Source organism: Rhodococcus sp. NPDC076796 (assembly GCF_040702765.1).
Lineage (GTDB): Bacteria > Actinomycetota > Actinomycetes > Mycobacteriales > Mycobacteriaceae > Rhodococcoides.
On the sequence record NZ_JBFBMS010000002.1, the window covers coordinates 405,437 to 431,754 of the forward strand.

The following is a 26,318-nucleotide window of genomic DNA, read 5'->3' on the forward strand; positions in this document are numbered from 1 at the left end:
GGAGAATCTCTGTGAAGACCAAAGCAGCAGTACTGTTCGAGCCGCACAAGCCGTTCGAGATCATCGAACTCGACATGGACGGCCCCGGCCCCGGTGAAGTCCTGATCAAGTATGTCGCAGCAGGGCTGTGCCATTCGGATCTGCACCTGCTCGACGGCGACCTTCCACCACGCTTCCCCATCGTCGGCGGCCACGAGGGTTCCGGCATCATCGAGGACGTCGGTCCGGGCGTCACCAAGGTCAAGCCCGGCGACCATGTCGTCTGTTCGTTCATCCCGAACTGCGGCACCTGCCGCTATTGCTCCACCGGCCGACAGAACCTGTGCGACATGGGCGCAACGATCCTCGAGGGCTGTATGCCCGACGGCACGTTCCGTCGCCGCGACAGCAAGGGCACCGAATTCGGAGCGATGTGCATGCTCGGTACCTTCTCCGAACGCGCCACCATCTCGCAGCATTCCGTCGTCAAGATCGACGACTGGTTGCCTTTGGAGACAGCAGTTCTCGTGGGCTGCGGCGTTCCGTCCGGCTGGGGTACCGCCGTGTACGCGGGCGGTGTACGCGCAGGTGACTCGGTGATCATCTACGGCATCGGCGGCCTCGGCATCAATGCCGTTCAGGGAGCGGTACATTCGGGCGCGAAGCACGTACTCGTCGTGGATCCGCTCGAGTTCAAGCGGAACCAGGCACTGAAGTTCGGGGCAACTCACGCGTTCGCGGATGCCGCGTCGGCCCAGGAGAAGTTGACCGAACTCACGTGGGGCCAGGGAGCGGACCAGGCTCTGATTCTGGTCGGAACCGTCGACGAGGAGGTCGTGCAGGCCGCGACCGCGGCAATCGGTAAGGGTGGCACCGTCGTCATCACCGGCCTCGCCGATCCCGAGAAGCTGACGGTGCACGTGTCCGGCACGGATCTGACGTTGAATCAGAAGACGATCAAGGGCACGCTCTTCGGGTCCGCGAACCCGCAGTACGACATTGTGCGCTTGCTACGCCTCTACGACGCCGGGCAACTCAAGCTCGACGAGCTGATCACCTCGACCTACTCCCTCGAACAGGTCAACGAGGGATACCAGGACCTGCGTGACGGTAAGAACATGCGCGGGGTAATCCACTTCTGAAACACGCTGCGGCAGTGGTGCGGTCGAGTGCGTTGGATGGCACTCGACCGCACCGTCGCGCGCATCCGAATGCACGAACGATGGTGGTCATCTCCAGTCGATCGGCAACACCCGAGTGGCCCGTGCACGAGGATCCACCTCGTCCAGATAGATCCGGCACGCCGCGTGATAGCGCTGATCGAAGGCCTTACCCGCGGCCTCGTCACCCCCGAGCGCATCCGCATCCCTGGCTATACCCCGAGCCCGTGCGACGTCCATAGGGGTGTCGACGAAGACGGTGTAATCCCAGTAGTCGGGCAGCGGCGGCCGATGAAGAGAGGTTCCGTCCACCACCACGATCGCGTCGGCCGGCACCGATTCCAGCGGATCATCGACCGGCTCATCCTTCGCCAGATCGATAATTCGACGGCGAATTTCGCCGCTTCCGTTCGGCCCCAACGGGATCAGCACGTGTGCACGAAGCGCGTCGAAGTCGTATGCGTCCTGGTAGTAGCCGAGAGCCGACGCCCGACCCTGTCGATACCGGTGGGCGCGCCGGTGATGAAAGCCGTCCATTGTCACATGAAATGCCGGACGCCCCTGCGCTGCAACAGCATTCACCAGCCATCGCGCACAGGTGGACTTACCCGAAGCCGTCACCCCGTCGATCGCCACCCGTAGCGGATGCCCCGGAACCCGGGAGAGTACGTCCCGCACCATGTCATCACCGACGCTCATAAGGCCAGGATAGGCGATCCGCTTTATCAACCAAATGGTTGACTACGACCGGTGAGCGGCCTACTCTCGACCACAACGCACAGCGAGGAACCCCATGAACGATCCAACAGAGCAGCTCAACAGAACGTTCGCGGCCCTGGCCGATCCCACTCGACGTGACATCGTCGCCCGGCTCGCCGGCGGTGACGCGAACGTCAGCGAATTGGCCGAGCCGTACGAGATGAGCCTGCAAGCGGTGTCGAAGCACGTGAAAGTGCTCGAGGAGGCCGGATTGGTCACGCGAAGCAAGGATGCCCAGCGTCGACCGGTGCATCTCGACGCCGAGGTGTTCGGCCTGATGACGAAATGGATCGAACGTTATCGCCAGGAAGCAGAGCAACGTTATCGACGCCTCGACGCGCTGCTGGCAACCATCGCAGACGACAAGACCACCGAGACGAAAGAAGTGTCATGACTGCACACGAAACCGAGATCGTTGCGGACGAGAAAGTCCCCACGATCGAGATCATTCGAGAGTTCGATGCGACGCCGGAGCGGGTGTTTCGCGCTCACATCGACCCGGAGCTCTATCGCCAGTGGGTGGGTCCGCGATCGTTGACGACCCGAATCCTGAAGTGGGAGGGGCGCACCGGAGGTGCTTGGGCTTTCGCCAACGACCGAGACGGTGAGGAGATCGCTGCCTTCTACGGCAGCTTCCACGAGGTGCGTGCGAACGAGCGAATCGTGTGGACCTTCACCTGGGAGGGCGCACCCGACTCGGTCGCGCTCGAGACGCTCACCTTCGAGAGCCTTGGCGAAGGCACGCGCCTGAGAGTGTCGAGTGTGTTCTCGGACTTCGCCTCTCGCGACGGCATGTTGTCGAGTGGCATGGACGTCGGCGTGAAGGAGGGCTACGACAAGCTCGACGAACTGCTCTTGCACAGCACAAGTCCGGCCCAGCAGCACCGGCAGGACGCAGCGATGTTCACCGCGCTGGTCGAGTCCGCCTCGTCCGAGGACTGGTCGCGGCCGAGCCCGGTATCAGGTTGGGCCGCAATCGATATCGTGCGGCACCTGATCGAGTGGTCCCGCGGCTTCCTCGCCGGCGGGGCCGGTATCGAATTGCAGACCCTGGACGTCGAAGCCGACCCGGCCGCAGCCTGGACCCAGCACGTCGCAGACATCCAAGCAGTTCTGGACGACCCCGCCGACCGGGTTCTGAGCAACCCGCACACCGGAGACATGCCGGTGGACAAGGCCATCGACATGTTCTACACCGCCGACGTCTGGATGCACTCCTGGGACCTGGCGAAAGCCCTCGGCCGAGAGCCCGATCTGGGTCAGGAACGCTGCGCTGCGGCTCTCGATGCGATGCGACCGGTGGAACAGATGCTGCGGGACAGCGGGCAATACGGGCCCGCCGTCCCTGTTGCCGACGACGCTTCCCCGCAGGACAAGCTGATGGCTTTCATCGGCCGTGACCCGGCCTGGGAGCCGGGTCGATAGACGTACGTTCAGAGGTACTTCTTCAGTTCCATTTTCGCGATCGACATCTTGTGCACCTCGTCGGGACCGTCTGCGAGTCGCAGGGTGCGAATGTGGGCGTACATCATGGCCAGCGGGAAGTCGTTGGACACTCCGCCTCCGCCGTGGACCTGGATGGCGCGGTCGATGATCTTCAGAGCCATCTCCGGTGCCGCCACCTTGATTGCTGCGATCTCGGTGCGCGCTTCCTTGTTTCCGACGGTGTCCATCAGGTACGCGGCTTTGAACGTGAGCAGTCGCGTCTTCTCGATCTCGATGCGCGCCTCGGCGATCCAGTCCTGGATGTTCGAGCGCATCGCCACCGGCTTGCCGAACGTCACTCGCGATACCGCACGGCGACAAAGTAATTCGAGCGCCCGCTCGGCCACTCCGATGGTGCGCATGGCGTGGTGGATACGGCCCGGCCCCAAGCGGGCCTGGCTGATGGCGAATCCTTCACCCGGCCCCTTCAGCACGTCCTTCGCCGGCACCCGCACGTCCTCGAAGAGCACCTCGGCGTGTCCTTCGCGGTCGATGTAGCCGAATACCGGCAGGTTGCGCAGGACGGTGACACCGGGTGCGTCGATGGGCACCACCAGCATCGACTGTTGACGGTGGGTGGCCGCCTCGGGATCGGTCTTGCCCATCACGATGAGAACCTTGCAGTTCTTGTGCATCGCATTGGACGTCCACCACTTGCGCCCGTTGAGAATGAAGTCGTCACCGTCACGGTCCATCTTCATCGCGATGTTCGTGGCGTCGGAACTGGCCACGTCGGGTTCGGTCATCGCAAAGGCAGAACGAATGGTGCCGTCCAGCAACGGCTTCAGGTACTTCTCTTTGTGCTCGTCGGTGCCGAAGAGCGTGAAGACCTCCATGTTGCCGGTGTCCGGTGCGTTGCAGTTGCATGCCTCGGGGGCGAGCAGGCTGCGTCCCATGATTTCTGCCAGCGGTGCGTATTCGAGGTTGGTCAGACCGGGGCCCCACTCGGGATGCGGGTGGAACAGATTCCACAGTCCACGCGAGCGCGCTTCCTTCTTCAGGTCCTCGATGATCTGCGGCTGAAAGTGCGGGTCACCCGACTCGAGCATCTGCTGCTCGTACACCGCCTCGGCCGGGTAGATGTGAGAGTCCATGAACTCCAACAGATCCGACTCGAATTTCTTCGCACGGTCGGAGGTCTCGAAAAATGCCACGGTGGGCCCCTATCGGTTGTTGTCGAGCAAGCTGTCCTGGTAGCGACGCATGCCGCGCAACCACCGGTCGTAATCGGCACCCTTGTTGCGGTACATGTCCAGTACGTTCTCGTGCGGCAGGATGAGAAACTGCTCGCGGTCCATTGCGTCGAGCACCACATCGGCGACATCGAGCGGCTCGAGTACGGCTCCGGCACTGAGAACCGCGGCAGTTGCCGCCGCTCCCAACGCATCTCCGGATTCACGCCCCTCGTAGAGCAGTTTGGTGTTGACACCCATCGGGCACAGGCAGCTGACGCGAATCCCGCGGTTGCCGTAGGTGACGTTCATCCATTCGGCGAATCCGACGGCCGCGTGCTTGGTCGTCGCGTATGTGGCCGAGCCGATCTGGGTGAGCAAGCCGGCCGCCGAGGCGGTGCTGACGAAGTAGCCCTCACCGCGCTCGAGCCAACCCGGCACCAACAGTTGCGCTGCGCGAATATGTGCGCGCACGTTGACATCGAACGAGAGGTCCCAGTCCTGCTCGGCGGCGTCGAGTCCGGGTGCGCCGCTGATGCCTGCATTCGCGAAGTAGAGGTCGACCGGTCCGAACGAGTCCTCGGCCACCGCGATCAGCCGTTGGATGTCCTCGATGTTCGACGCGTCAGCCGCAGCGGCGACGGCTGTTCCCGGCCGGTCGTGTTCGATGGCGTCGGCGACGGATCGGGCCGTGGTTTCGTCGAGGTCGGAGACGACGACGCGTGCGCCGTGCTCGGAGAGTCGAGCGGCGATGGCCCCACCGATTCCGCCACCACCTCCGGTGACGATGGCGACTTTGCCTTCTACCTTCATGCCCCAGGTATAGTTGAAGTCGGATTCAAGTTCAACCCTGGTTGCATGAACACGCTGATCAGAGGTGCACTCTAGGCCCGCGGACGCGTCGGATCGGTGATCCATCCCGACCATGAGCCCGGATACAAGGCAGCATCGATGCCCGCCAATTCGAGCGCGAGAATCTGATGTGCCGCAGTCACCCCGGATCCGCAGTAGACGGCGACGTCCTTCCCCTCCGGCACAAGTCCACTGAACGTGCCATTGAGTACCTCCGGCGCCAGGAACCGCCCATCCGCATCGACGTTCTCGGTCGTCGGTCGATTGACCGCGCCGGGGATGTGACCAGCCACGGGATCCACCGGTTCCACTTCTCCGCGGAATCGCTCGGGTGCCCGGGCATCGAGCAGGATGTTGTTCTGCGCGAACTCGAGCACATCGTCGACCTCGAGAATCGACGCCAGGGATGGCCTCGCAGTGAACGATCCGGCCGCGACGATCGACGGTTCGGTACCTATCGGGAATCCGGCCGCGACCCACTGGGCGAGGCCACCGTCGAGGACACGCACGTCGCGGTGCCCGAAGTAGCGCAGCAACCACCACGCGCGCGCCGCGGCAGTTGCGGGTCCCGCGTCGTAGACCACCACGGAGGAATCGTCACTGACCCCGGCACCGCGCATCGCTGCGACGAACGTCTCGGCGTCGGGCAACGGGTGGCGGCCGCGATGATTCGGGTCGTTCCTGCTGGCTCCACTCCCATGATCCGGCGGAGCCGCCAGCTCCGCGTCGAGGTCCACGAATTGCGCGTTCGGGATGTGACCGGCCTCGTATCCGGCTCTGTCGCTGCCGGTCTGCAGCACGAATCGAATGTCGAGGACGACCGGGCCGCGTCCCATCTCGAAGAGGTCGTGCAATTGCGCGGCAGAAATCAGCGGCGAAGGGCTCATAGGGCTCCGACGCTAACAGCCTGGCACCGGGAATAGCTCGGTGTTCGGTCAGGTTGTGCGCAGGCGTGACCGAAACTGCATCCACGACACAGCATCTGTCCACCGCCGGGCTCTTCGAGCCGTTCGAGGTCAAGTCGCTGAAGCTGCGCAATCGCTTCGCCATGGCCCCGATGACGCGCGCCTTCTCTCCCGACGGCATCCCCGGCCCGGATGTGGCCGAGTACTACCGCAAGCGCGCAGCCGGTGGCACGAGCCTCATCATCACCGAGGGCACCTACATTCCCGATCCCGCCGCCGGCCCCCACACCCGCGTCCCGCGGATCTACGGTGACGCCAGCCTCGAGGGTTGGAAGGGTGTCGTCGACGCCGTGCACGCCGAGGGCAGCGCGATCATCCCGCAGCTGTGGCACCTCGGCGTCGAGCGCGGCACCGAGCCTCGCCTCTTCCCGGACGTCACCACCGTGAGCCCGTCGGGCATTGCACTCGACGGTTCTTCGGTGGGTCGGGCATTCACCGACACCGATCTCGACGACCTCACCTCGCAGTGGGTGCAGGCCGCGGTCAACGCGAAGAACACCGGCTTCGACGGCCTAGAGCTGCACGGCGCGCACGGGTATCTGCTCGACGAATTCCTCTGGGCCACCACCAATGTGCGCGACGACGAGTTCGGCGGTTCCCTCGAAGCCCGGACGCGCTTCCCCGCGCAGGTCGTTGCCGCGATCCGTGCAGCGGTGGGCGAAGACTTCGCCATCGTGTACCGCTTCTCGCAGTGGAAGAGCAACCACTTCGACGCGCGGATCGCGCAGAATCCGGAGGAACTCGGACGAGTCCTGACTCCTCTGGTCGACGCCGGGGTGGACATCCTGCACGCCTCGACCCGTCGCCACTGGGATCCCGCGTTCCCGGAGCTGGACGGCAACGACGGAAAGCTGGGCTTGGCCGGGTGGACCCGCAAGATCACCGGCGTCCCGACGATCACCGTTGGATCGGTCGGTCTGGACTCGGTGTTCACCTCGGCATGGTCGGAGGATGCCGCATCCGGTGTCACCGGACTCGATGCATTGGTCGGCCAGTTCGAGGACAACGAATTCGATCTGGTGGCCGTCGGGCGTGCGCTGCTGTCCGACCCCGAGTGGGTGAACAAGGTCGGAGACGGCCGCGTGGACGAGCGCATCGAATTCACCCGCGACCACATTCAGCACCTGGTCTAACATAGCGGGTACGGGATCCACGGCAGCATCGCCTAGAACGGCGGTGCTGCCGTTTCCTCTGTCTCGGGCGGTTGATTGTCGGGTGGGTGGGGGTAGGCGATGATGCCGGATCGTTTCGGTTTGGTGGGGATGTGTGGTCTGAGGTCGTTGCCGAGGATGGGGACGGCTGTGCCGTTGGCGGGCAGCGTGATTCGGGTGGTCTTCGATGTCGATGTCCACAGGATGGCTCCGCCGGGGAGCATGACAGCTTTCCAGTAGCCGGCGGTTTTGACGGAGTGGTGGTATTCGCAGAGGCATTGCAGGTTGTTGACGGTGGTCCAGCCGCCGCCGAGGGGGTTGGTGTGGTCGAACGGGTTGATGTGGTCGAGTTGGCAGCGTGCGGCGGGGCGGTGGCAACCAGGGAATCGGCAGTGTTTGTCGCGGAGTCGGACCGCTGCGGTGGTGAGGGTGTCGGGGCGGTAGATCAGGGCGCGGTCGGTGAGTGGGTCGCGGGCGACGGATTTTCCGAGGGTGGGGTCGGCGGCGATGGCGGCTTCGAGTGCGGCAGCAAGGGATGCAGTGCCGAGGTAGATGCCACTGGCTGTGCAGCCGGTGCGGTGGTCCGGCCGGAGTGTCGAGCGTAGGTCCAGTGCCCTCATGTTGTGGGCGGGATGTCTGATGGCGTCCAGATCGAGGGCAGAGCTGTGCCGTGTGCCCCTGCCGACAGGGGTGTGAGTGCAGAACAGGGCTGCGGCGGACGTCAGTGACTGCGTCCGTCGTTGGTTGTCGCTGCGATCAGGTGCGGGTGGGGATGTGTCTGCGCCTGGACAGGTCGCCGCGGTGTTCGTTGCCGGCGGTGGCCCAGATATCGGCAGGGCTGTCCTGGTTTGCTCAGGTCGATCTGAAGCAGTGCACGACTCGCTTCGATCGGGTGCAGTGATGGGCGGCATCGGCGTCGGCGCAGGTGCTGGGTCCGGTGTTCGAGGTGGTTCGCCGGTCGGGTCGTGCGGTGAATCTGATGTGCCGACCGGACCTCGGGCCGAAGCTGCGGATTCTGCAGCCGTCGGCGGTGCCGATGCCGTCGCCGTTGCTGTCACGGTGGTCGGCGAGGGCGAGGGCGAGGGCGAGGTGGGCGTGGTCGTTGCCGTCGCGCTGGTCGGAGAGGGCGCGGGGGCGGGCGATGCTGCGGTGGCGGATTCGTTCGCCGGTTCCATATTCGGGGCAGTAGCCGCATCGGTGTCGACGTCGACGGAAGCTCCCGTGGTCGAGCAGGAGTCGGTCTCGGCCTCGGTCTCGGGTTCCGGGTTGCTGTCGGTGCGGCTGTGAGTCTCGGTAGCGCGTGTTCCCGAAGCAGCGCTCGTCCCTGAGTCCGTGTCCGTGTCCGTTCTCGTGGTTGCCAGATCCGACTCTGAGTCCGATTCCTGGGCTTGGTCTTTCGGTGTTCGTTCCCAATCCCCCGTCTCCGGGTTCTGCACGGCGAGGCCGAGGGATTCGGCGAGGGTGATCGCCTCGGTGAGCAGGATCTGCCAGTGGCTGTTGCGGGCCAATTCCCGCGCGAGGTCCGGGTCGATGGATCCGTGCCCGGCGAGGTAGGCGGGGTTGGCGAGCAGTCCGATGAGGGTGGCGATGTCGACGGTGATCATCGTCAACGGCACTCGCCGATCCGGCAACACCGCACCCGCCTTGGGACAATCCTCCCGTTGGCACAGGCATGTCAATCGGGGTTCGCCGTGCATGCGGGCCATGAACGCATCGCACAGACGCTCTTTCTTGCCGCGGGGGTCTTTCGGGCAGAGGGTGTCGGCCATCTCCTCTAGCAGCTGCCATGCGGCGGCGGCTTCGGGTGCGGTCAACTCCGCCCGGATGCGGGCGAGTTCCCCGGCAGGGCTGTAGGTGACGGTGCGGAACTTCTTCGCGAACTCCCGCAGTGCCGCTGCTTCCTCGGGTGCGACGCGCACCAGGATGTCCCAGATCTCCTTCTCGAGCGGACCCGGTGACGACCGCCGCGCCGCTTCGACGACCTCGGCTTCGACGCGGGTAACGATGTTGTCGGAGAGGTTGTCGAGGATCCGGCATACGGTGCGTACTCGTGGGAGGTCGACCTCGCCGGTCTCGAACGCGACCTTGAGCAGTGGCAGTCGGGTGTGCAGAGCGACTGCGACGGAGACGTACGATTCGGCGACCGTCGCCGAGCATCCCAACGCGACTGCCATTTCGGTGCGGCCGTATCGGCTGTAGTGCTTGTGCTTGGTGTCGAGGGTGATCCAGCTCCGATGGACGTCGTAGCAGGCGGAGATCTTGCGGGCCGCCTGCCGATTCTCCTCACGCGCGGCCGCGGTCAACGCCTCCAGTGACACAGCTGGCAGTGCACCCATCTTTTCACCCCCCGGTGAGCAACATTTCAGAACGTGCGTTCGAACTGAAAGAACAGTAACTCGACCCACCGACAAGAACGTTCGAGCTGACTATTAGGCAGCGGACCTGCCACTATCCGCCCAATCGTTCTACACTCCACTCCATGAGCGAGCCCGATTCCGCGGCGTCGGAGATGGCCGAGTTGCGAGCTCGGGCATACGAGGGTGATCAGGACGCCATCGACCAACTGGTCGAACTTGCAGGCTCTCGAAACGACCTCGACGAACTACGTTCACTCGCCGATGTAGGCAGCAGCGATGCCGTCGACATCCTCGTCGAGTTGGCCGGTGAACGTGGCGACCGCGCCGAGTTGCAGAGGTTGGCCACGGCGGGCAGTCAGGATGCGGCGGACGTTCTCGAAGAGATGGACAGCTAGCCGGGGCTGGGACGCTCCCCCAATTGCACGGTGAGTCGGTGCGCCGCGTCGAGCAGCAGCTTGCCCAACTCCCGGCGTCGATCATCACGGAATCGCGTCTCGACACCCGTCAGGCTCAGTGCCCACGCAGGACCTCCGGCGCGGTCGAACACCGCAGCACCGAGGCCCCAGCTGCCTTCCACCAGCAACGCCGGGTTGACGGCAAATCCGGTGGTGCGGGTGTGTGCGATGCGGCGTCGAATCTCGTTGTCGGAGTGACTGTCTCCCCACTCGGGCACGAGATCGACTCCGCTCAGGTACCCGTCCACCTCCCGATCGGGGAGGTGCGCCAGAATGGCCAGACCTGCGGACGCCACCCCGAGCGGTAGCCGAATGCCCTCGTACAACACGTGCGAGCGCAAGGGAAAGCTCCCTTCCACTCGAAGCAGGCACACGGTCTCCGCCCCTCGCCGGGCCGACAGGAACGCGCTTTCTCCGCTCTCGGTAGCCAACGCCTGCACTATCTTTCGAGCCTGGTCGGTGATGTCGTACCGCAATGCCGCCATCGATCCGAGCAGATAGATCTCCGGGCCCAATGACCAGTGGCCGGTGGCGGAGTCGCGGTCGACGAATCCTTGGTCGGCCATAGACGCCAGGAGGCGATGTGCGGTCGGTCTCGCGATACCGGTCGCCCGAGCGAGCGCGGTGGTCGAGGCACCCGACGGCTCCTCGCTACCCGCTGCGCGCAGCAACGAACAGATCTTGCCGATCACACTTGCGTTGGCATCCGCCGAGGTCACCCGGCCATCGTACGTCCACTCAGCGGACGCCAACTCCGCATCTGTTCATCGAACGAGCAAAAGCCAGCATTCACTTCACCTGTATACACAGCTCAGGTTCACTGACTACAACGTTTGCTCAACGAACACATCAGGAGCTACCAGTGACTGGAAAGACCTACGCGTCCGCCGCCGAGGCGGTCGCGGACATCGGCCGAGGAGCGACCCTCGCGGTCGGCGGCTTCGGATTGTGCGGCATCCCCGACGCCCTCATCGAGGCCATCGCGAACACCGACGCCGACGAGCTCGAAGTATTCTCCAACAACTGCGGCGTCGACGGCTACGGGCTCGGAATCCTGCTGGCCGCCGGACGAATTCGCCGTGTCACTGCGTCCTACGTCGGCGAGAACAAGGAGTTCGCCCGGCAGTATTTGGCCGGTGAGCTCGAGGTGGAACTGACCCCGCAGGGAACTCTGGCGGAACGACTTCGCGCCGGAGGCACCGGAATTCCCGCGTTCTTCACGCCGGCAGGAGTCGGCAGCCCCATCGCCGACGGCGGAATGCCGTGGCGCTACGACGCCGACGGTTCCGTCTCGATCGCGTCGCCACCCAAGGAGACTCGGGTGTTCGGTGACAAGCGCTACGTTCTCGAGGAGTCGATCAACGCCGACTTCGCACTGGTGCACGCCGAGATCGGTGACACAGCAGGAAATCTCGTGTTCGACAAGACTGCGATGAACTTCAATCCCCTCGCCGCGATGGCGGGCAGGATCACCATCGCGCAGGTCGAGAATCTGGTGGAGCCGGGCGAGATCGATCCGGCCCACGTACATCTTCCCGGCGTGTTCGTCCAACGTGTCGTGCATACCGGGCCACAGGACAGGCGCATCGAAAAGCGCACCGTCAGTTCAGGAGTTCGAGCATGAGCGCAGGATGGACACGCGACCAGATGGCCGAGCGCGCCGCAGCGGAAATGGTCGACGGGGAATATGTCAATCTCGGCATCGGACTGCCGACGTTGATCCCCGGGTACCTCACCGACGCGGTCAAGGTCACCCTGCACTCGGAGAACGGCATCCTCGGCACCGGGCCGTACCCCACCGAGGACGAGGTCGACGCAAATCTGATCAACGCGGGCAAGGAGACGGTCACCGTCAATCCCGGTGCGGCGTACTTCGATTCGTCGCTGAGCTTCGGCATGATCCGCGGCGGCCACATCGACACCGCCGTGCTGGGCGGCATGCAGGTCTCGCGCACCGGCGACCTGGCCAACTGGATGGTGCCCGGCAAGATGGTCAAGGGCATGGGCGGTGCGATGGACCTCGTGCACGGCGCCCGGCGCGTCATCGTCGTCATGGAACACACCGACCGCGACGGGAACCCGAAGATCCTGGACGCCTGCACCCTGCCGTTGACCGGCCAAGGCGTCGTGAATCGCATCATCACGAACCTCGCCGTCATCGACGTCGTCGGCGACGGAACACTCGCACTCGCCGAGCTCGCACCCGGAGTGACCTCCGAAGAAGTCACCGCCGCAACGGGATCGGCGCTCACGATCACGTGAAACAGATCACCTGACAAAACTGTGGGCTCGAACGTGGCGAACACGTTCGAGCCCACAGTCAGACGTACTAGTCCGGAATCATGTCGAAGGTATCCGGGTTCGGGCCGTTACGGCCCTGCTCGCCCTTGTCCAGGGCTGTGATGGCGTCGACATCGGCAGAACTGAGCTCGAAGTCGAAGATCTCGAAGTTGGCCTTGACGCGCTCCGGCGTCACCGACTTCGGGAAGATGATGTTGCCGCGCTGAATGTGCCAGCGCAGCACCACCTGTGCGACGGATTTGCCTGTGGCGTCGGCGATTCGCTTCAGTTCCGCGTCGTCGAGAACGTTGCCCTGGGCGATCGGTGACCACGCCTCGGTGGGGATGGCGTGTTCACGGCCGTAGGCCCACACGTCGTTGTTGACGAAGTACGGGTGCACCTCGATCTGGTTCACCGCGGGGACCGTCTCGGTCTCCTCCGCCAACCGGTCCAGGTGGGCGGGCTGGAAGTTGGATACGCCGATATTGTGAGCTCGGCCGTCGGCGACGAACTCCTCCAGCGTCTTCCAGGTGGAGACGAAGTCGCCGTCGTAGCGGGTCGGGAGCGGCCAGTGGATCAGAAAGAGGTCCACGTAGTCGGTGCCGAGGTCGCTGAGCGTCTTGTCGAATGCCGTCCGCGCATCGTCGGGCTTGTGGAAGCCGTTGTTGAGCTTGCTGGTGACGAAGACCGATTCGCGGTCGATGCCGGAGTTGCGGATACCTTCGCCGACCTGCTTCTCGTTTCCGTACATCTCGGCGGTGTCGATGTGGCGGTAGCCGATCTCGAGGGCCGTTTCGACGGCCTGGGCCGTCTTCTCGGGATCGATCTGGAACACGCCGAAGCCGAGCTGCGGGATCTGCTTGCCGTTTCTGAGCGTGACGTTGGGTACCTGAGTCATATCGCTCGGGTGCCCGACCTCCCCCCGCTTCAAACCGGATGGAATGATGCCAACGTGATAGTGCAGCGCATCCGGCGCGTCGTCGATGGGGTTGCCGAGAATCTCGGCCGGTCCACCGCAGCTCTGACCGCCCCGACTCGGCACTTCGATCCTGCGCACCCGTGGTTCCTCACCGCGACCGAGCGCGGCAACGACGACACTCGAATCACAGCCTGGACCGAGGGCAACCGCGTCGAGAATCTCGTGCACGGCAAGACGTATTTTGCGGCGCTTGCGCAGGCACTCGAGCGGACCGAGCGCGACGATCTGGTGCTCTTCACCGATTGGCGCGGCGACCCGGAACAGCTGCTCACCGACGACGGCGTGACCGTCGAGGATGCGCTCACCGGCGTGGCGCACCGCGGTGGCGTCGTGAAGGGCATGGTGTGGCGCTCGCACATGGAGACGTTCGGCTTCACGGGCCCGAAGAATCGCAAGCTCGCCCTACGGCTCGAGGAGGCCGGCGGCGAGGTGATCCTCGACCAGCGCGTGCTGGTAACCGGAAGCCACCACCAGAAGTTCGTCGTCGTGCGGTACGGCAGGAAAGATCTGCCCGACGTCGCCTTCGTCGGTGGCATAGATCTGGCCCGTGCCCGACGCGACGACGCCGATCATTTCGGCGATCCGGTCTCACGCCCCTTCCCTCCCGAGTACGGCGAGATCCCGGCCTGGCACGACGTTCAGGTCCAGCTCGAGGGACCCGCCGTGCGGGACGTCGAGGATGTCTTTCGAGAGCGCTGGGAGGATCCCGCAGCGTTGTCCCGCCTCCCCTGGCACGCCGTACCCGACATGCTGCGCGGGGTGACTCGGGAACCGTCCGAGCTACCGACTGCGGCTGCGCCGCCGGATCCGCAGGGCACCTGCTCGGTGCAGCTGCTGCGCACCTACCCGCGTCGGCGACCCGCCTACCCGTTTGCCACCAAGGGCGAGCGCAGCGCGGCACGTGCATACGCCAAGGCTCTGCACCGAGCTACCGAGTTGATCTACATCGAAGACCAGTACCTGTGGTCGGTCGACGTGGCGCGGGTGTTCGCTGCGGCACTGCGCCGTAAGCCGAACCTGCGGTTGGTGGTGGTGGTTCCCAAGCACCTCGACGACGACAGCCCACTCACCATTCCGTCTGCGCTGCTGGGACACTCGGCCGCGCTCGAGGTGATCCGCGCTGCCGGTGGTGATCGTGTGCTGGTTCTCGATATCGAGAACGACCGCGGGATACCGGTGTACGTGCACTCGAAGGTCTGCATCATGGACGACGTCTGGGCAGCGGTGGGTTCGGACAACTTCAATCGCCGCTCCTGGACCCATGATTCGGAGCTGACTGCGGCGATCGTCGACGAAGAACGGGACACCCGCGAACCTCTCGACCCGGCAGGCCTGGGCGACGGTGCCCGCACCCACGCCCGCAACCTGCGCCTGGAGCTGATTCGCGAGCACCTCGGCCGCGCCGACGGTGACGACGCCGATCTGGTGGATCCGCAGCAGTTCTTCGACGCCATCTCGGCGAGCGCAACCGCGCTCGACGAGTGGCACCGCAACCCGTCCTCGGGCCCGCGCCCTGCCGGCAGGCTTCGCCGACACGAGATCTCCGTGCCACCCGTGTGGCAGCAGCGACTGGCAGCATTCGCATACCGCTTGTTCGTCGACCCCGACGGCCGCCCGATCGGAATGCGCCTGCGTCGTCGTTTCTGATGTGCTCCGTCGGGATCGATGTCGGTCCGAGTCACTCAGATCGACTGAATGGGCCACTCATCCCTTCGGCAGGGGCAGGCTGGGGGCGAACACGGGCGAACCGCCATTCGAGCTCGCGGACGTGTCGGTGGTCTCGTGCACACTGGGGTCACGCCAACTCGTAGGGGGTCCGCATGACGTTCCATTCCGTAGTTCCACCGTTTCTACTCGAGCGGTTGCAGGGTCCTGGTGCTCGCGCCACGCTGCTCGCCGATCGTGAAATGCGCGCCGGACGCGAGGTGGTGCAGGCTCGCACCGCCATCGCTCCGCGCACCGGCGGCACGCTCGAGCGCACGATCTCCGATGCCAAGTCCACTCGCGATCTACCCGGCCAGCAGGTGCGGGCCGAGGGCGAGGATCCCACCGGCGACGCCGCGATAGACGAGGCATACGACGGCCTCGGTGCCACCTATGCGTTCTTCGAGAAGGTGTACGGGTACTCGAGTCTCGACGGTAGCGGCCTGCCCCTCGACGCGACGGTGCACTACGGCCAGGACTACGACAACGCGTTCTGGGACGGCACGCGCATGGTGTTCGGCGACGGTGACGGCGAGGTGTTCGCTCGATTCACTGTCTCGCTCGGCGTCATCGCACACGAACTCGCGCACGGGTTCACGCAGTACACCACCCCGCTCGAGTACAAGGACCAGGCCGGCGCGCTGAACGAGTCGATCTCCGACGTGTTCGGCGCACTTGTCGAGCAGTACACGGCCGGGCAGAACGCCGAGGACGCGTCGTGGCTGATCGGCGAAGGCCTGTTCCTGCCCGCGGTGCAGGGCAAGGCGTTGCGCTCGCTGATCGAACCCGGCACCGCCTACGACGACGACGTTCTCGGTAAGGATCCGCAGCCGGCCAGCATGGACGATTTCGTCGTCACCACCGAGGACGACGGCGGGGTGCACATCAATTCGGGTATCCCGAATCGCGCGTTCGCCGTGGCGGCCACCACGCTCGGTGGCCCGGCCTGGGATCGCGTCGGGCAGGTCTGGTTCGACACGATGACCGTCGGCGGACTGTCCCCGACAGTCGATTTCGCCGGGTTCTCGGCCGCGACGCTCGCCGCTGCGAACAAGCGATTCGGGTCCGGTTCCGACGTTGCCAGGGCCGTGGCCCAGGGTTGGTCTACCGTGGGAGTTCAGTCAACACGGGAGCCGAGCGACGATCGGGTGTGATCCAAGGCAGATGAGCCTGCGCATCGAGGTACTGCGAACCGGTGGTATCGCCGGGATGTCCAAACGCGGAGTCGTCGAGACCGACGAGCCGGAATGGCAGTCGTTGGTCGAGGCAGCGCAGCCCTACATTGCCGATCAGCAAGCCGCCGACGCGGCCGAGTCGAACGCCCGCGACACCTTCGTCTGGAGCGTGTCGGTGGGCGAGCACTCGTGCCGGGTGGGCGACTCGAACCTGACCGGGCCGCTACGCGACCTCGCGGAGCGCACACTCCGCGAAGGTCGCGTCAAGTAGCTGCCGCGTCAGGTAGCAGGAAGAATCGAGCTCAGGCCTTCCACTCCGCATTGCGTTCGTCCGTTGCCTGACCCAGTGCCTCGACGAGGGCGTCGACTCCGAAGTCCTTGCCGTACGAGGGCGTTCCCGGCTGCTGACGCCACGACTGGGCGAGGGTTCCGCCGTCGACGGGGTCGAATCCGAGCTCGTCGATCACCGAGAACACGAACTTCTTGGAATCGTCGTCGTCCCCGGCGATCGGAAGCGCGATTCGACCTCTGGTTCCGGCAGGCACGCCCTTCTCGAGCAGGTGCTTGTACCAAATTCCGTTGAACGCCTTGATGACCGGCTCACCGAGTTGCTGGGACACCCACACACTTTCGGGCGTCCCACCCTCGATGTCCTCGATCAACCCGTCGCGCTGCTGCGGGTAGTAGTTGTTGGTCTCGATGATCGGGGCTCCCGGCTTGCGGGCGCTGACGATTCCCGGGGCAAGGTCGGGAACGTTCTTCTGCGGGATGCTCAGCAGCACCAGGTCAGCGTCCTGTGCGGCGTCGGCAGCCCACACAGCCGTCGCCCCGGTTTCCGCAGCCAGATCCGCCAAGGTCTCCGGGTCACGTGAATTCGAGAATCGAACCTCGTGACCGAGCGCTGCCCACCGACGAACGAGGGTGCCGCCGATGAATCCACTACCGATGATTCCAATTTTCATATCGAGAACCAACACACCCGACCCGAAACAATTCCCGTCAGGATCCGACGGAGACCTTCGACCGGGGACGGCCGAACTTCATGGCCTTGTCCACGACCTTGCCGTAGCGCAGCACCGGCAGGTCGCGGAAGTAGTTCATCCGCAGTTTCCACGGGGTCTCGCTGCCCTGCCGCGGGAAGTTGTCCACCGCTCGCAGCACGTAGCCCGCTGCGAAGTCGAGGAACGGTTCTTCGTCGATCGATGGGTCGCGCTCGAGCTCGACGGTGCTGTATCCCTTCTCGTCCATGTGCGCGAGCAGTCGCATCACGTAGTTCGAGACCATGTCGGCTTTGAGTGTCCACGAGGCGTTGGTGTATCCGACGACGAAGGCGAAGTTGGGGATACCGGTGAGCATCATGCCCTTGTAGGCCATGGTGCTGGGCAGTTCCACGTCCTCGCCGTCGACACGGAACGTCGCGCCGCCGAGCGCGGAGAGGTTCAACCCCGTTGCCGTGACGACGATATCGGCGTCGAGGTGCTGACCGGACTTCAGTTTCAAGCCGGTCTCGGTGAACGTGTCGATGTGATCGGTGACGATCGAGACTTCGTCTTTTCGAATCGAACGAAACAGATCGTTGTCGGGCACCAGGCACAGACGCTGATCCCACGGGTTGTAGGACGGGGTGAAGTGGGTGTCGAGGTCGTAACCCTTGGGCAGCCACCCCTCCTGCATCGTCCGGATCCGCTTCTTCATGAACTCCGGGTACTTCTGGCTCAGGGTGTAGATCAGCATCGCCATGGACACGTTCTTGAGCCGAGTGACGCTGTACGCCAACTTCTTCGGCAGGCGCCTGCGCAGGGTCTGCGCAATCGGGTCCTGCGACGGAAGCGAGAGAACGTAGCTGGGCGAGCGCTGTAGCAGCGTCACGTGCTCGGCGTCGCGAGCCAGGTTGGGGGCCAACGTGATTGCCGTTGCACCGCTACCGATCACCACTACCTTCTTGCCGGAGTAGTCCAGATCCTCTGGCCAGTGCTGCGGGTGGATCACCTGGCCGCCGAAGTTCTCGCGACCGGCGAACTCGGGGGTGAACCCCTTGTCGTAGTTGTAGTAACCGCTGCAGGAGAACACGAAAGACGCGGTGATGGTAACCGTCTCGTCTGTATCGCTGCGGTGCGCCGTCACTGTCCAGAACTGCTGCTCGGACGACCATTCGAGAGCGACGACCTTGTGATGGAACCGAATGTGCTTGTCGACGCCTGCTTCTCGCGCGGTTTCGACGATGTAGTTGCGGATGTCGGTGCCGTCGGCGATGGATTTCTCACCCATCCACGGCTTGAAGCTGTATCCGAGGGTGTACATGTCGGAGTCGGAGCGAATCCCGGGGTAGCGAAACAGATCCCACGTCCCGCCGATCGCGCCGCGGCTCTCGAGAATGGCGTAGGTCTTGCCGGGCAGATCGTGCCCGAGGTGGCGCGCGGCCCCGATCCCGGACAGGCCGGCACCGATGATGAGGACGTCGACCTCGGGAGAGGACAGTACTGCAGTCATGTCAACGATTCCTTCGATGTCTTGGGTCAGCTGGTCTTGTTGCGAGCGCTCTCGGACCTGCCGAGGCGGGCTACTTCTTCGTCCATCTTCGGCAGGATCGTCGGCACGTGCTCGAGCATGCTGCGATCACCGACCCGCGAGGTGATGACGGCCTTGAACCACGACGCTGCGCCCACCCATCGGGGCACGTAGACGCGACGCTTGCGCTTGGCCAGGCCGTCGACGAACGCGTCGACGCACTGCTCGACGGTCATGGTCTTGCCGAGCGGGCCGGGCAACACCGCGAGCAGATCCTGGAATGCGGTGAGATCGGATTTGGCGTCCTGCACCATCGGTGTGTCGATCCATGCCATGTGCGCGGAACCGACGTCGACGCCTCGATAGTTGACCTCGAGCCGGAGGGCATTCGCGAAGTGTTCTGCTGCAGCCTTACTGGCGTTGTATGCAGCCAGGCCGGGGCACGGAGTGAACGCAGCGAGCGAGGAGACGACGAGGATGTAGCCGTTGCGTTCGATCAGCGACGGCAAGGCGGCGCGGACGGTGTTGAACACGCCCATCACGTTGATGTCCATGACCCGTTGGAACGTGGCGGGATCGACCTGCATGATCGATCCGTAGCTGGCGATTCCGGCGTTGGCGAGCACCAGATCGATGCCGCCGTACGCCTCGATTCCGCCGTCGACGGCGCGCTGCATGTCGTCCAGATTCCGTACGTCTGCCACGAACGCCTCGGCCTTCAGCTGCGTCGCCAGCTCTCGCAACGGGGCCTCGTCGACGTCGACGAGTACCAGCCGGGCGCCTTTGCCTGCCAGCGTCCGCGCGGTGGCGGCACCGATTCCCCGCGCTGCCCCGGTGATCAGAACGACCTTGTTGCGTAGCGTCGACGCCGCCATGTGCTCCCCCTCGATCGGAATGCTTGTCTGCGAACACTTTGCATCTGATACCGAGCGGTGTCAAGATCTGTGTGTGACCACGCATCACAGTGAAGTCGGCCGCACCTACCGAGGTGCCGACCCGCAGCAGCGGCAGCAGGAGCGTCGAATCCGCCTGCTCGACGCGGCCGTCGAAGTCTTCGGCACCACCGGCTACCGGACGGCAACCGTGGAGAAGGTGTGCAGCGAGGCAGGCCTGACCAAGCGCTACTTCTACGAGTCGTTCACCAACAGCGAGGACCTGCTGATGGCGACCTACGCTCGCGCCACCGACGCGATGCGCGAGAGCATCCTCGTCGGCGCAGCTGCAGAAACGGATTCCAGCGAACAGGTGCTCAGAGGGGCCCTCACAGGCTTCTTCACGTTCGTCGCCGAGCAGCCGAAATCGGCTCGAATTGCCTTCGTGGAAATCCTCGGCGTGTCCCCTACCGTCGACGCGCTGTACCGCAAGACCACCAACTCGTTCTCCACGACGGTGCTCCAGGTGGCCGAGACCGTCGGGTCCAGCCGTGGCCTGGCCGGGCCCAACCGTCGAACATTGGCCATGGGCCTGGTGGGCGCGGTCCTCACCATCGCCCAACAATGGCTGCTCTCCCCAGAACGTGAGCCGCTGGATTCGGTGATCGCCAGCGCACACACCATCCTGGCCGCGGTGGTGTTCGGACGCGTCGACGGCTAGTGAGTTTTCAAGCCCTGCTCTGCAGCGGCTCCACCGGCTCCTCCGCCGTGGCCCGCTCGCCGGACTTGACGACGACCACGCCGAGCAGAACCAGTGCGCCACCGGCCAATTGGATCGGTGCCGGAGCCTGCCCGAGCAGCAGCCACGCGAATACAAGTGCGGCAACGACTTCCATCAATCCCATGAACGACGCCAACCGCGACCCGAGGCGTCGGCCCGCGGCGATCCCGAGGACATAGGCCAGCGCGGCGGTCACGACGCCGAGGCCGATGATCGGAACCCACCATGGCACAACCGCGTCGACGAAGGTGACGTCGGTGAGCGGGGCGGCGAACGGGACTATGCCGATGAGTCCGGCGACCAGCAGGATGAGCCCACCGGTGAGCAGGCCTGCCCCGGCGAGCACGATCGGCGGGAGTCCGTTGCTCTCGTCTGCCGACAGCACCCAGTAGACAGCGGCACCGGCCATCGAGCCCAGCGCCCACAGCACGCCGACGCTGTCGACGTCGGCACCGGAGATCAGGTCGAGCACGAGCACGAGACCCATCGCGGCCAGCAGTGCGCCCACCACGGTCAGGCGGCCCGGACGCTGCTGGTGCCGGAACCACATCCAGCCGATGACGGCCACGGGCGAGGTGAACTCGATCAGCAGCGCCACCCCCACCTCCATCCGTCCGACGGCGTTGAAGAAGGCGAGCTGGCACCCGGCCACCGCGAAGGCTCCGTACGCGAGGAGCAGCTTCCAGTTCTTCGCCAGCAAGCTCCACCGCCCGCGCAACGCGAGGAGGGACGGAATCAGCAGGACGGCTGCGGCGAGCAGAATCCGCGCGGTGACCGCGGCCCCGGCCGTCCAGCCGGCGTCGAGCAATCCCTTGGCGAGTGAGCCGGAAAGCCCGAAGGACGCCGCGGAGAGCAGCGCGAAACCGAGTCCCGAGAGTCGACGCGACCGTGCGGCAGCATCGCGGGTAGCCGCGAGATCCACGTTCGCGTCATGAGTGTAAGCCGTCATGACATGTGACAGTAGGGAGTGACTTGGTAAGGTGTCAACATGCTTTTTGCTCATGACGCGGAACTGTCACTGCTGGCGGCCGTGGCTCTGGTCAATTCCGCCGAGGAGCCGGACACGTTGACCACGCGAGAGCAGCTCGCCGAGTTCTTCACCGAACAGGGTTATTCCGGCCGCTTCGACGGCGACGACACCGAGCTCGAGGCGGTGAGGGCACTGCGGCCGACCCTGCGCGCGCTGCTCACCAGCAGCCGTGACGACGCCGTGGTCGAGGTGAATCGTCTGCTCGCCGAGTCCTCGGCCCTACCCCGACTGGTTCGGCACGGAGATCTCGACTGGCACATCCATGCCGTCGCCGACGACAGTCCACTAGCGACCCGCATCGTCGTCGAGACCGCGATGTCCATGATCGACGTCATCCGAGCGGACGAGCTCTCGCGCTTCGACGTCTGCGCCGATCCGGACTGCAACGGGCTCGTCCTCGACCTCTCGCGCAACCGGTCGCGTCGGTTCTGCAGCACCACCTGCGGTAACCGCGCGGCCGTCGCCGCGTATCGGGCACGTAAGGCCCAATAGCACTACGGGGGCTTAGACGACGGGCTTTCGGGTATCCGCCGTCCGAGCTGATGGAAAGGAATTGCCCCTATGGTCGAGAACAGGCCTACCAAGACAAGCTGGGCCAGAGCAGTCGAGAACATGCTGGCCGTCGTACTGATCTTCGCCGGGATCGCCGCCGCAGGCGGTCTGATCGCCGCATTGGCGGGCGGTTTCGAAGGTTGGGCGATCATCGCCGGAATCGCCGTGATCGTGCTGTTCGCAGGCGGATTCTTCGCCGTTCGAGACGGTGCGAGGCGACGCGCCCTCGAATCGAACACCGTCGTCTACGCCCCCGACAACACCGACCAACTGTTCGACGTCGACCCCAACACGGGTGAGAGAACTCCGCACCGCGAGTAGTTCCATGTGACGCCGTTTCGGTCGATCACGGCGTCATGATGGAACCGATTCGAGACGCACCATCGAACCGGTTCCGAGGAAGAACACACCCGACCGGGTCTCGATTATCGAACCCGATTCCGTGAAGCCGTCGGACCTCTCGCGAAGTGGCCACCGCCATCGCACGTCACGCGAATTCGCGGTGGCCACGAGTGCGTTCTCATCGAACGAGTAGACGGTGTCGCCGACGAAAGTTTCGGACGCGTACGGATCGCGCAGCGCCCACACGTCCGAACCGCTCTCGTCGACGACGGTTGAATCGGAGGCCAATTCGAGCCCCTCGACCGCGGTGCCGGTGCGGGGATCGAAGAATGTCGCCTCGCCACCGAGGGTGACGAGACCGCGCCCGTCGGACACGTGAATCAGCTCGCTGCCGACGCCTTCCCACCCCGCGGAGGAGGTGATCGGACGCGACCACATGTCGTCGAGAGCATCCACAGAACCGCCGTACAGTACAGATTCGCCGTCCTCCGGGTTGCCCTCGAGCAGGAAAACGGACTCCCCGTCGCTCTCGATCGCGTACGGGAACCAGGCTTCGGGGAGCGGCGTTCTCCGCGCCTCCCCGTCGTCCACGCCGATCCTCACGATCGACGGGGCGTCGGAATACGAATCGAGACAGACGATGTCGTCGCGAACCGGCTCGCTCGCGCACTGATCGACACTGCCGGGTGACTTCTTCCAGCGGACATCGCCGTCCTCGGCATCGACGGCCACGAACTCGATCGCATCCACCGAGTACGAACGCGGATTCGGTAGGCCGATGGCAGTGACGAGAACATCACCGGCATCGACCGCGCCGGTGATACCCGAGTCGAACAAGAGGTCTGCTGCAGGAGAACGAAACTCGGCGAACCGACGTCCGTACACCGTTTCTGCGTCGATTTGCCAGCTCGGGTCGAGGACGGGCCCGGACGGCACCTGCGTGGTGATCGTCTCCTCCGAGAACGTCGGTGTCATCGCCTGGCTGTCCGACGGCTGTTCGGCGGACACGTCCTGCTTCGACACCACGACGACTGCAGCGACGACGGATACGGCGGCGACAGCCACCGCAACTCCGGCACGGATGTTCGGGCTCCATCTCGAATTGATCATGGCCACTGCACAATCGGGGCCTGTGCCACGGCGTCGAGGATGTCGAAGGGCAGTGGGTCCGGTAACACCAGCGGTGCGGACTGGGTCCGGTCGAGAGCCACCGACGACCGCACCGACACCTGCACGCCGGACGGGCGGGTCACGGTGACCGACCGAGTGAGCTCAGTGGTTCCGTCCTCGGACACGAGACTGTTCGCGATATCGACGTCGTAGCTCTCGACCACCGAACCGTCGGGCAGCGTTCGGAACTCGATGACAGGTCCGTATGCGGACTCGGGATCGTAGGGGTCCAACGCCACCGGAAGTGCCGATCCCCCGGACACGGAAATCGACAGTGCAGTATCAGTGCCGACGACCTCGAGATCGGTGCACACTCCCGAACCGTACGAACCGGGAACAAGAGACCCGATCGGTCGGTTCAACGGCGGTGCGTCGGGCAGCGACTCCCACGTCGTCGTCAACGCGTCGTCGGCCGCCTCGACGGACCCGGGCCGAATGTCGGCCACAGTGCCGGTCTCGCCCGAAGAGACGTAGCAATCCTGTCGTGGCGCAGAGGCGCCAGCCGGAGCCGGAACCGTGAGTCGCAGATCCGGCAGCGCCGCGACGGTGGCCAGTTCGGCTGCCTCCAGGGGGAATTCGGCCGACTCGCCGGTGAGATTGGCGATCACCTGCGTCCCGTCGGGGTGATAGGCGGTGGCCGTCCGGAAGTACGTTCGATTGCCACCCCACTCGTACCAACTGTCATTGGTATCGATGACGGTGCCGTCGGAATCGGCGACTCGCGCATCGAGAGCGCCTGCGACGCAGGCGGGGACACCGGTGTCGGACGGCCGGACGTCGATACTCGCGTAGGCGGACGAGTCGGCCCTAGCCAGCTCTCCCCGTGCGCTGGTGCTGGGCTCGAAGCCGTCCGGTGCTGCATCGCCGAAGTCATCGACCGGCTGAAAGGTCACGGATTGGGAAGGAGCAGCCAACACGACGGTGACATCGGCCGGTAGAGCGGCGAGAACGGCGCCGGACATTGCACCCGCCTTGCCCGAAGTGAGCCATGGAAAGGCGGGATCGTCGTACGACGGGGTGCCATCCACGATCGACGACGACATGACCAGATCACCTTCGTCGGACGGGGGCGGCTCGACCTTCGGGCAGCCCGGGATGTCCACCGGGTATTCGATCGGCTCGGACACGACAGCGGAATCACCCTCGGCCACAGCGGACTCCGGCGATCGAAGCAGCCCCGCCGCGACGACGCCGAGGGCCACCACCGTGACTATCACGGATATGTCGATGATGACGTCGTGTCTTCTACCTTCGGGCACGAGGAAACAATACAGACCCATCGGAAGGTTCTCACGTTCTTGCGGCGCCGATCGGTCGAGTGCGAGAAGCTATCGGTCCAGCTCATCGCAGCTGCTGTGGGTCCCACCGACCGCAACGACCTCACTCCGTTCATCTTCGATACATCACCGGGTGTTGGCATATGGCCATCGATTCGACAGCACCAGGTGAGGGGTTGCGGTGGGCCGCATACAGCTCGAGTCCGTGTCCAAGAAGTACGGCAACACACACGCAATCGAGGACGTCGATCTCGATATCGCAGACGGCGAGTTCCTGGTTCTCCTCGGACCGAGTGGCTGCGGAAAGTCGACCCTGCTGCGACTGGTGGCCGGACTGATCCAGCCGTCCGGCGGCCGAATCCTGCTCGACGGCAACGACATCACCGCCGCTCCACCGCGCAACCGCGATCTTGCGATGGTATTCCAGAGCTATGCGCTCTATCCGCACCTGAGCGTTGCCAAGAACATCGGCTTTCCGCTTCGATCGCGCAAGTTCTCCCGAACGGTCATCGCGAACTCGGTGGCAGCGGTCGCCTCGACCCTCGACCTGAGCGAGTTGCTCGACCGCCGACCGGCCGAGCTCTCCGGCGGACAAAGACAACGAGTTGCACTGGCGCGAGCCATGGTTCGAGACCCGGGCGCATTCCTGATGGACGAGCCTCTGTCGAATCTCGATGCCAAGCTCCGCAGTGCCACGCGTACCGAGCTGATCGAACTACACGAGCGGATCGGCACCACCTTCCTCTACGTCACACACGATCAGGTCGAGGCCATGACCATGGCGACCCGAATCGCTCTGATGGACAACGGCCGGATCGAGCAGGTCGGCACCCCTGCCGAGCTCTACGACACCCCACGATCGACGTTCGTCGCCGGTTTCCTCGGTGCCCCACCGATGAACCTGTTCGACGCGACCGTCGCCGAGCATCAGGGCGAACTCCACGCTGTCGCTCCCGGAGTGAACATTCCCCTCGGGATCGAAGCCTGCTCGCACGCCGAACACCCGATCGTGGTCGGAATTCGGCCCGAGAAGATGCACATCGCAGACTCGCGCGCCCACGTGGACGCCGTCGTTACCACGGTGGAGAACCTCGGGAGTGAGGAGCTGGTTCACATTCGGGTCGGCTCGAACCCGTTGTGCATCAGAGCACCTCGCCCCTCCACCGCCCGCGCGGGAGCTCCGATCACGGTCCGCATAAATCCTGCGGACGTGCATCTGTTCGACCGCGACAGCGGTCGACGCCTGACGTGGAGGCCCGAAGACGCACCCGTGCGCACCGGCACACCCCTGTACGTCGCCTGACCGACCATCC

General features: G+C 64.7%; 27 protein-coding genes. 14 read left to right on the plus strand and 13 right to left on the minus strand.

The features are described 5' to 3' along the window. Window positions 1-11 precede the first annotated feature (11 nt). Window positions 12-1,121, plus strand: a complete 1,110-nt coding sequence (locus AB0366_RS07155; protein WP_366243253.1) for an NDMA-dependent alcohol dehydrogenase — start codon at window positions 12-14, stop codon at window positions 1,119-1,121. 87 nt (window positions 1,122-1,208) lie between these two features. On the opposite strand, the gene AB0366_RS07160 is transcribed toward AB0366_RS07155, so the two are convergent. Further along, complete coding sequence (locus AB0366_RS07160) at window positions 1,209-1,838, minus strand: hypothetical protein (protein WP_366243254.1); 630 nt, start codon at window positions 1,836-1,838, stop codon at window positions 1,209-1,211. A gap of 94 nt (window positions 1,839-1,932) precedes the next feature. Between AB0366_RS07160 and AB0366_RS07165 the strand changes: the two genes are divergently transcribed. Both AB0366_RS07165 and AB0366_RS07170 read left to right on the plus strand, forming a co-directional pair. Further along, window positions 1,933-2,292: a metalloregulator ArsR/SmtB family transcription factor gene (locus AB0366_RS07165; protein ID WP_366243255.1), complete on the plus strand. Its 360-nt coding sequence runs from the start codon at window positions 1,933-1,935 to the stop codon at window positions 2,290-2,292. Continuing rightward, window positions 2,289-3,323, plus strand: a complete 1,035-nt coding sequence (locus AB0366_RS07170; RefSeq protein WP_366243256.1) for a TIGR03086 family metal-binding protein — start codon at window positions 2,289-2,291, stop codon at window positions 3,321-3,323. The genes AB0366_RS07165 and AB0366_RS07170 overlap by 4 nt, the downstream gene beginning before the upstream one ends. Before the next feature lie 8 nt (window positions 3,324-3,331). Here AB0366_RS07170 and AB0366_RS07175 read toward each other — a convergent pair whose 3' ends face one another. From AB0366_RS07175 to AB0366_RS07185, 3 genes are all read right to left on the minus strand, one after another. Beyond that, entirely contained in the window at window positions 3,332-4,537 is a 1,206-nt protein-coding gene (locus AB0366_RS07175) for an acyl-CoA dehydrogenase family protein (protein WP_366243257.1), read from the minus strand. A 9-nt stretch (window positions 4,538-4,546) separates the two neighbouring features. Then, entirely contained in the window at window positions 4,547-5,368 is an 822-nt protein-coding gene (locus AB0366_RS07180) for an SDR family oxidoreductase (protein ID WP_366243258.1), read from the minus strand. A gap of 71 nt (window positions 5,369-5,439) precedes the next feature. Then, the gene (locus AB0366_RS07185) at window positions 5,440-6,294 is read right to left on the minus strand and encodes a sulfurtransferase (protein ID WP_366243259.1); all 855 of its coding nucleotides are present in this window, start codon (window positions 6,292-6,294) and stop codon (window positions 5,440-5,442) included. A 65-nt stretch (window positions 6,295-6,359) separates the two neighbouring features. Between AB0366_RS07185 and AB0366_RS07190 the strand changes: the two genes are divergently transcribed. Further along, window positions 6,360-7,505, plus strand: a complete 1,146-nt coding sequence (locus AB0366_RS07190; protein ID WP_366243260.1) for an NADH:flavin oxidoreductase — start codon at window positions 6,360-6,362, stop codon at window positions 7,503-7,505. A gap of 32 nt (window positions 7,506-7,537) precedes the next feature. Here the strand turns inward: AB0366_RS07190 and AB0366_RS07195 are convergent, their stop codons facing one another. Further along, window positions 7,538-9,859, minus strand: coding sequence for a DUF222 domain-containing protein (locus tag AB0366_RS07195; RefSeq protein ID WP_366243261.1), 2,322 nt, complete (start codon window positions 9,857-9,859; stop codon window positions 7,538-7,540). A gap of 143 nt (window positions 9,860-10,002) precedes the next feature. On the opposite strand from AB0366_RS07195, the gene AB0366_RS07200 reads away from it, so the two are divergent. Then, window positions 10,003-10,275: a hypothetical protein gene (locus AB0366_RS07200; protein WP_366243262.1), complete on the plus strand. Its 273-nt coding sequence runs from the start codon at window positions 10,003-10,005 to the stop codon at window positions 10,273-10,275. Here the strand turns inward: AB0366_RS07200 and AB0366_RS07205 are convergent. Beyond that, on the minus strand, window positions 10,272-11,054 hold the full coding sequence (locus tag AB0366_RS07205; RefSeq protein ID WP_366243263.1) for an IclR family transcriptional regulator: 783 nt from the start codon (window positions 11,052-11,054) through the stop codon (window positions 10,272-10,274). The genes AB0366_RS07200 and AB0366_RS07205 overlap by 4 nt on opposite strands. Before the next feature lie 143 nt (window positions 11,055-11,197). Here AB0366_RS07205 and AB0366_RS07210 point away from each other — a divergent pair, with 143 nt between their 5' ends. Both AB0366_RS07210 and AB0366_RS07215 read left to right on the plus strand, forming a co-directional pair. Continuing rightward, window positions 11,198-11,959, plus strand: a complete 762-nt coding sequence (locus AB0366_RS07210; RefSeq protein WP_366243264.1) for a CoA transferase subunit A — start codon at window positions 11,198-11,200, stop codon at window positions 11,957-11,959. Next, entirely contained in the window at window positions 11,956-12,597 is a 642-nt protein-coding gene (locus tag AB0366_RS07215; RefSeq protein WP_366243265.1) for a 3-oxoacid CoA-transferase subunit B, read from the plus strand. Before AB0366_RS07210 ends, AB0366_RS07215 begins: the two co-directional genes overlap by 4 nt. A gap of 67 nt (window positions 12,598-12,664) precedes the next feature. Here the strand turns inward: AB0366_RS07215 and AB0366_RS07220 are convergent, their stop codons facing one another. After that, window positions 12,665-13,513: an aldo/keto reductase gene (locus tag AB0366_RS07220; RefSeq protein WP_121872936.1), complete on the minus strand. Its 849-nt coding sequence runs from the start codon at window positions 13,511-13,513 to the stop codon at window positions 12,665-12,667. Between the two features lie 54 nt (window positions 13,514-13,567). Between AB0366_RS07220 and AB0366_RS07225 the strand changes: the two genes are divergently transcribed. From AB0366_RS07225 to AB0366_RS07235, 3 genes are all read left to right on the plus strand, one after another. Beyond that, on the plus strand, window positions 13,568-15,241 hold the full coding sequence (locus AB0366_RS07225) for a phospholipase D-like domain-containing protein (protein WP_366243266.1): 1,674 nt from the start codon (window positions 13,568-13,570) through the stop codon (window positions 15,239-15,241). A 173-nt stretch (window positions 15,242-15,414) separates the two neighbouring features. Then, window positions 15,415-16,452, plus strand: a complete 1,038-nt coding sequence (locus tag AB0366_RS07230; RefSeq protein WP_366243267.1) for a M4 family metallopeptidase — start codon at window positions 15,415-15,417, stop codon at window positions 16,450-16,452. 10 nt (window positions 16,453-16,462) lie between these two features. After that, entirely contained in the window at window positions 16,463-16,744 is a 282-nt protein-coding gene (locus AB0366_RS07235) for a protealysin inhibitor emfourin (RefSeq protein ID WP_121872087.1), read from the plus strand. 31 nt (window positions 16,745-16,775) lie between these two features. On the opposite strand, the gene AB0366_RS07240 is transcribed toward AB0366_RS07235, so the two are convergent. From AB0366_RS07240 to AB0366_RS07250, 3 genes are read right to left on the minus strand one after another with little or no spacing between them, the layout of a single operon-like run. Then, the gene (locus tag AB0366_RS07240; RefSeq protein ID WP_366243268.1) at window positions 16,776-17,435 is read right to left on the minus strand and encodes an NAD(P)-binding domain-containing protein; all 660 of its coding nucleotides are present in this window, start codon (window positions 17,433-17,435) and stop codon (window positions 16,776-16,778) included. 37 nt (window positions 17,436-17,472) lie between these two features. Next, window positions 17,473-18,963, minus strand: coding sequence for an NAD(P)/FAD-dependent oxidoreductase (locus AB0366_RS07245; protein WP_366243269.1), 1,491 nt, complete (start codon window positions 18,961-18,963; stop codon window positions 17,473-17,475). Window positions 18,964-18,989: 26 nt separating this feature from the next. Continuing rightward, the gene (locus AB0366_RS07250; protein ID WP_366243270.1) at window positions 18,990-19,856 is read right to left on the minus strand and encodes an SDR family oxidoreductase; all 867 of its coding nucleotides are present in this window, start codon (window positions 19,854-19,856) and stop codon (window positions 18,990-18,992) included. 73 nt (window positions 19,857-19,929) lie between these two features. Here AB0366_RS07250 and AB0366_RS07255 point away from each other — a divergent pair, with 73 nt between their 5' ends. Further along, on the plus strand, window positions 19,930-20,574 hold the full coding sequence (locus tag AB0366_RS07255; protein ID WP_121872083.1) for a TetR/AcrR family transcriptional regulator: 645 nt from the start codon (window positions 19,930-19,932) through the stop codon (window positions 20,572-20,574). A 7-nt stretch (window positions 20,575-20,581) separates the two neighbouring features. Here AB0366_RS07255 and AB0366_RS07260 read toward each other — a convergent pair whose 3' ends face one another. Then, on the minus strand, window positions 20,582-21,583 hold the full coding sequence (locus tag AB0366_RS07260) for a DMT family transporter (protein ID WP_366243271.1): 1,002 nt from the start codon (window positions 21,581-21,583) through the stop codon (window positions 20,582-20,584). A gap of 39 nt (window positions 21,584-21,622) precedes the next feature. Between AB0366_RS07260 and AB0366_RS07265 the strand changes: the two genes are divergently transcribed. Continuing rightward, window positions 21,623-22,156: a CGNR zinc finger domain-containing protein gene (locus tag AB0366_RS07265; RefSeq protein WP_366243272.1), complete on the plus strand. Its 534-nt coding sequence runs from the start codon at window positions 21,623-21,625 to the stop codon at window positions 22,154-22,156. Window positions 22,157-22,225: 69 nt separating this feature from the next. Beyond that, the gene (locus AB0366_RS07270) at window positions 22,226-22,537 is read left to right on the plus strand and encodes a hypothetical protein (RefSeq protein ID WP_366243273.1); all 312 of its coding nucleotides are present in this window, start codon (window positions 22,226-22,228) and stop codon (window positions 22,535-22,537) included. A 33-nt stretch (window positions 22,538-22,570) separates the two neighbouring features. Here AB0366_RS07270 and AB0366_RS07275 read toward each other — a convergent pair whose 3' ends face one another. Together AB0366_RS07275 and AB0366_RS07280 are read right to left on the minus strand one after the other, a co-directional pair. After that, entirely contained in the window at window positions 22,571-23,668 is a 1,098-nt protein-coding gene (locus AB0366_RS07275; protein ID WP_366243274.1) for a hypothetical protein, read from the minus strand. Then, a complete protein-coding gene (locus tag AB0366_RS07280; RefSeq protein ID WP_366243275.1) occupies window positions 23,665-24,987 on the minus strand; it encodes a hypothetical protein in 1,323 nt (440 codons plus the stop codon). The genes AB0366_RS07275 and AB0366_RS07280 overlap by 4 nt, the downstream gene beginning before the upstream one ends. Window positions 24,988-25,186: 199 nt before the next feature. Here AB0366_RS07280 and AB0366_RS07285 point away from each other — a divergent pair, with 199 nt between their 5' ends. After that, entirely contained in the window at window positions 25,187-26,308 is a 1,122-nt protein-coding gene (locus AB0366_RS07285) for an ABC transporter ATP-binding protein (RefSeq protein ID WP_366243276.1), read from the plus strand. The last annotated feature ends 10 nt before the right edge of the window (window positions 26,309-26,318 follow it).

Coding starts and splice junctions, on each gene's coding strand:
- AB0366_RS07160 (WP_366243254.1), bottom strand. CDS start 1,838: ATGAGCGTCGGTGATGACATGGTGCGGGACGTACTCTCCCGGGTTCCG.
- AB0366_RS07165 (WP_366243255.1), top strand. CDS start 1,933: ATGAACGATCCAACAGAGCAGCTCAACAGAACGTTCGCGGCCCTGGCC.
- AB0366_RS07170 (WP_366243256.1), top strand. CDS start 2,289: ATGACTGCACACGAAACCGAGATCGTTGCGGACGAGAAAGTCCCCACG.
- AB0366_RS07180 (WP_366243258.1), bottom strand. CDS start 5,368: ATGAAGGTAGAAGGCAAAGTCGCCATCGTCACCGGAGGTGGTGGCGGA.
- AB0366_RS07185 (WP_366243259.1), bottom strand. CDS start 6,294: ATGAGCCCTTCGCCGCTGATTTCTGCCGCGCAATTGCACGACCTCTTC.
- AB0366_RS07195 (WP_366243261.1), bottom strand. CDS start 9,859: ATGGGTGCACTGCCAGCTGTGTCACTGGAGGCGTTGACCGCGGCCGCG.
- AB0366_RS07200 (WP_366243262.1), top strand. CDS start 10,003: ATGAGCGAGCCCGATTCCGCGGCGTCGGAGATGGCCGAGTTGCGAGCT.
- AB0366_RS07215 (WP_366243265.1), top strand. CDS start 11,956: ATGAGCGCAGGATGGACACGCGACCAGATGGCCGAGCGCGCCGCAGCG.
- AB0366_RS07220 (WP_121872936.1), bottom strand. CDS start 13,513: ATGACTCAGGTACCCAACGTCACGCTCAGAAACGGCAAGCAGATCCCG.
- AB0366_RS07230 (WP_366243267.1), top strand. CDS start 15,415: ATGACGTTCCATTCCGTAGTTCCACCGTTTCTACTCGAGCGGTTGCAG.
- AB0366_RS07235 (WP_121872087.1), top strand. CDS start 16,463: ATGAGCCTGCGCATCGAGGTACTGCGAACCGGTGGTATCGCCGGGATG.
- AB0366_RS07240 (WP_366243268.1), bottom strand. CDS start 17,435: ATGAAAATTGGAATCATCGGTAGTGGATTCATCGGCGGCACCCTCGTT.
- AB0366_RS07245 (WP_366243269.1), bottom strand. CDS start 18,963: ATGACTGCAGTACTGTCCTCTCCCGAGGTCGACGTCCTCATCATCGGT.
- AB0366_RS07250 (WP_366243270.1), bottom strand. CDS start 19,856: ATGGCGGCGTCGACGCTACGCAACAAGGTCGTTCTGATCACCGGGGCA.
- AB0366_RS07260 (WP_366243271.1), bottom strand. CDS start 21,583: ATGACGGCTTACACTCATGACGCGAACGTGGATCTCGCGGCTACCCGC.
- AB0366_RS07265 (WP_366243272.1), top strand. CDS start 21,623: ATGCTTTTTGCTCATGACGCGGAACTGTCACTGCTGGCGGCCGTGGCT.
- AB0366_RS07270 (WP_366243273.1), top strand. CDS start 22,226: ATGGTCGAGAACAGGCCTACCAAGACAAGCTGGGCCAGAGCAGTCGAG.
- AB0366_RS07275 (WP_366243274.1), bottom strand. CDS start 23,668: ATGATCAATTCGAGATGGAGCCCGAACATCCGTGCCGGAGTTGCGGTG.